The organism is Loktanella sp. DJP18, from assembly GCF_049310965.1.
GTDB lineage: Bacteria > Pseudomonadota > Alphaproteobacteria > Rhodobacterales > Rhodobacteraceae > Loktanella.
On sequence record NZ_JBMERN010000210.1, the window covers coordinates 1 to 4,115 of the forward strand.

Annotated in this window: 4 protein-coding genes and 1 pseudogene; all 5 read right to left on the reverse strand. The window is 58.0% G+C overall.

Annotated features, from left to right (window positions below; genetic code table 11):
• Positions 1-602 (reverse strand): fatty acid desaturase (locus tag ACOI1H_RS23905; RefSeq protein ID WP_422440695.1); only part of this gene is annotated, 602 nt, incomplete at its 3' end.
• Positions 603-826: 224 nt separating this feature from the next.
• Positions 827-1,633 (reverse strand): hypothetical protein, encoded by an 807-nt coding sequence (locus ACOI1H_RS23910; RefSeq protein ID WP_422440696.1) that lies wholly within the window; start codon positions 1,631-1,633, stop codon positions 827-829.
• 76 nt (positions 1,634-1,709) lie between these two features.
• Positions 1,710-2,693: an alpha/beta fold hydrolase gene (locus tag ACOI1H_RS23915; RefSeq protein ID WP_422440698.1), complete on the reverse strand. Its 984-nt coding sequence runs from the start codon at positions 2,691-2,693 to the stop codon at positions 1,710-1,712.
• Positions 2,690-3,424, reverse strand: a complete 735-nt coding sequence (locus tag ACOI1H_RS23920; RefSeq protein ID WP_422440699.1) for a VPLPA-CTERM sorting domain-containing protein — start codon at positions 3,422-3,424, stop codon at positions 2,690-2,692. Before ACOI1H_RS23920 ends, ACOI1H_RS23915 begins: the two co-directional genes overlap by 4 nt.
• Positions 3,425-3,580: 156 nt before the next feature.
• Positions 3,581-4,115: pseudogene (locus ACOI1H_RS23925) on the reverse strand (hypothetical protein); the annotation flags it as partial.

Consider the following 4,115-nt stretch of genomic DNA (forward strand, 5'->3'; position numbering starts at 1 on the left):
GTCAGTGCGACGACGATAGCAAGGTTCGTGGCCATTGCAGACACCCAATAGACCCGTCCGGCCCGCATCAGACCAAGCGGCAGACGGTTCTGCAAAAAAAACAGATAGGTCGGCCCCAAACCGAACATGACCAGCGGGTGGCGATACAGTCGGTAGGAAAAGGCCAGAAGCGGTGACAGCGCACGGTATTCCAAAAGTGTCAGCGTATGCACATCGCCAATCCCGCGGCGGTCCAGATTGCCCGCGTGGGAATGGTGCAGCGCATGGGTGCGGCGCCAGACGTCGTAGGGGGTCAACGTCACAACACCCAGAATGCGACTTGTCCAGTCGCTTAGGTGACGGTTGGAGAAGAAGGAGCCATGCCCGCAGTCGTGCTGGATCGCAAAAAGCCTCACGATGAAACCGCCGTTTACAATTCCTACTGCGACAGTCAGCAGCCAGCTGACATCCAGCGCAAACCACGCTGCAATCCAAAGCGCAATGAACCCCACAAGAGTGACGCCGAGTTCATAAATGCTACGTGTCGTATCCGGCTCGCGGTAAGCTGCAAGGATGCGCACCCAATCGCGTGCACTTCGGGGATCAGGTGGAAAGGGGGTCATCGAGTGCATGTCTGGAAACTATCCATCGCGGTCAAAAGGTAAAGTTGGGCATTTCCATTCTCCAATGGTTTTCGTAAGAAACACGCCAAATTACGTCCGGAAAAACGACGTCATGCCGCCTCTTAGCGCACAACCGGCTTCACATGCAAAGTGATCACTGTCATGCTCCAATCAACAAGACCGCCCCCCAACGGAGCTTGGGAGGCGGTCTTGTTATGTCAGGTTCAGTTGCTCTGCGTCTGCTCGCCAGACGTTTCAGTCGACTCGGAGCCAGAGCCCGCGGTGGGCTCGCCGTCGCTCGACTGACCGTCAGAGGCCTTGCCGGATGCGTCATTGCCGCTGGCTTGATTGTCTGAAGTGCCAGCACCACTTGGCATGCCCTGACCTTGTTGCGGCTGCGCCGGCTTACCTGTCGGGTCATAGAACACGATGTCCGCGCCGTCGCGTAGCGACAACTGAATGTCTTGCATCGCTCGCTGGAGCAGGAACTGCTCGATCTGCGGACGTACCTCATCAATCGCCGGGAGGTTTTCCTGTCCTTCGGCTTGCGCCTCGTCATAGACGCGCTGCACAGCCTCGTCGGTTGCAACGTTCGCCATTTCGCGATCGAGCCACACTTGCACCATCGCGTCATCAGTAGCGGTCTGCGACGAACTGTCGACAAGTGCGACAACCTCAGGATCGTCAGCGAGGTTCTGCGCGCGGGCTTGTTCAAGGATCAGTTCGCGGACGATCAGCTGTTCAAGCGCCAGGGGTGCCAGCATTTGCGGTGGCTGAGATTGTATCTCTGGTGGCAACATGCCGATAAAGGTCATCACGTCGGTTCCGCGAATTTCAGCGTCCCCGACCGTCGCTACCAAGGCATCAGTTTGCTGGTTGCCTGGCGATTGCGACGATTGGTCTTGCGCTGTATCCTGCGCTTGCTGTGGAGCCTGTTGCGTCTCTTGGGCGAATGCGGCACCTGTCGCAAAGGGGATGCTCAGAAGCGCCACAATGGCAGTGCTGCGCATGCTCACGTTCCGAATTTTCATGTCGATCTCCTTTCTGATTGTTTGTCTGAAGCCAACGGATCGATCCGGGTTGGGGTTCCGGAGTTTTTGGTATGGGTTACTGAACCGTCTGTCCCCATGCCGAAATGGCCGCCACGGCATTGCCAGCGGCCTCGAAGACTGCCGCATGAGAGCCGCCCGGCAAGATGGCCAGCGTCGCGTTTGGGATGGCGCTCACCATGTCGCGCGAAGTCTGCACCGGGTAGAGCGCGTCCTCGACACCTACAATCACCAGCGTCGGCACCTCAATTTGCGTCAGCATGTCCGTGAAGTCGGGCCGCTCCGCCAGTGCGATGGCGCCACCCCGCCCAGCGGGGACGCCGGCGCCCTGCATCACCTTCGTCAGGTAGTTGGCGAAGGACGGATCGGTTAGACGCGTCTCACCCGTCAACATGTCTGGGATGAGGGCGGGGATGATCGGCTCGAGGCTGTCGTTTTCCGCAATCACAGTCTCGACCCCGCGCCATAGTCCCGCCTCGGGCGGAGGTGCCGCTGAGGCTATGGTGTCGATCAGGATCATGCCCGAGAAGCGCTCGGGCGCCATCTGGTACATCGCTAGGGTAATGGGTCCCCCCATCGACATGCCGCCGATCACCGCCTGCTCGATCCCCAGATGATCGAGAAGCGCGATCGCATCCTGGGCGTATACCTCGATGGAGTGTGGCTTCTCGGGTGCCTCACTGAGCCCATATCCGCGGAGGTCCAGGGTGATCACAGTCCAGTCGTCCTCGAGCGCTTCGCGGACCCGTCCGAAGAGCGCACCCGAAAGAGGATAGCCGTGCACCAACAGCATCGGCGGACCGTCGCCTCCCGCCTGGTAAAAGATACGCGCACCGTTTGTATCTACATACTCACCGATCCGCTCGGACGGGATCGGCAGTGCAGCAACGTCTGACACATCGAGCTGCTCGGTCACAAGACTCTCGACCGCCTCACCAATGAGTTTATCAGCATCTTCTTGTGCAAGGACGGGTCCGGTGGCGAAGATCGCCGCTGCCGCGAAGGCAGGCCTGATGCCTCGGGAAAATAACAGAGCAATCATGCGAAAGCCTTTCTCGCTGTACCATACAACGTTGAGCCAGTCGCTACCGTTGCGCGGCGACGGCCAAAACCGAACAGCGCAGCCATACCCGCAAACAGCATCCAAGCAGCAGCCGGAAGCGGGACAGGCGAGATTTCACCTGAAGCGACAGGCAGCCCAGCCGCGTAGATGCCTTGATTTCCATCGATAATGCCGCCCGTACCCGCACCGGCGTTCAGAGGCACGGCACCGCCGTGCAAAACAATTTCACGCAACCCAAGCGGAAAGAGAGATCCGGCCGTGAAACCGTCCGCATAGATGGATGGGTGACTTAGATTGTAGAGCCTGGAGAAGTTAATCGTACCGTTATCCGCCATTGGGAAAGTGCCATCTTCCTCCAAAAGCGGCAAGAGAATTGGGCCGTAGAACACGGCACCCTCGGCTATCTCTGTGAAGCCATCGCCATCGGTGTCGGCGCTCGGAGGCGGGACAATCGAATCAATTGGCTGTCCATCGGTGCCAAAGCGACCGTGGATGTGCTGCGGGTGCAGCATATTGGGGACGAGTCCACTTGCACGAATGCCGACAAAGAGGGTTTGAGCCGCCTCGTCGTGGACTAGTTCCGCGCGCCCCGACACGCCTGATTGGTTCAAAGACGACAGGTTGGCAAAGAAAGTTGTAGCGGCGAATGCGCTCGTCGGAAGGGCGAAACAAAGACCCAGCGCCGACGCTTTAAGGGTAGAAATCAGCATTTCCATTCTCCTGCGGTTATCGTCAGACCCACGCCAATCTACGTGGGGAACAACGATGTTATGCCGCCTCATATTGCGCACAGACCGCGGAAGCAGCGTTGAACGACGCGAAGGGTCGGCCGTCAGCCGACCCTTCACTTCTTATTCGCGGGAAGCTCAGACGTCCCAGAAACCGCCATCGCCAATGTCGTCGCCGACATCGCCGAACTCAGGCTCTTCAATCGCGCCGCTGTCGTCAGCATCATAGGAGCCAAAGACACCGGTGTTGAACTCATCTTCGGTCAGCGCACCGTCGCCATCGCTGTCCCAAGTGCTGTATGCATTGTTATCGGCCCAGCCAGTGCCGAACTCTTCCTGGCTAACGATACCGTCGCCGTCACCGTCCCAGTCACTCATCATGTCCTGAGCCATTACAGGGCTCGCCGCAAATGCAGCAATCATGGCGCCAATGCCCGCAATTTTTGTAAAAGTGTTGGTCATATTTCGTCCTTTCAGGATAGGAACGTGCTCGTTGGTAGAAGGTCCACGTTCGGTTTCGATGATGCCAAAACAACCAAAATTCGAAATTGTTCCAATTCCCGATGACAAAATTTCACACTCCATGAGGTAATTTGGCAATTTTGCCCGCATTGGGTTGAGGAAAGGGCAATCGCGTTTGGCATCCTGCTTCTTACAGCCCATTGAGAACGCC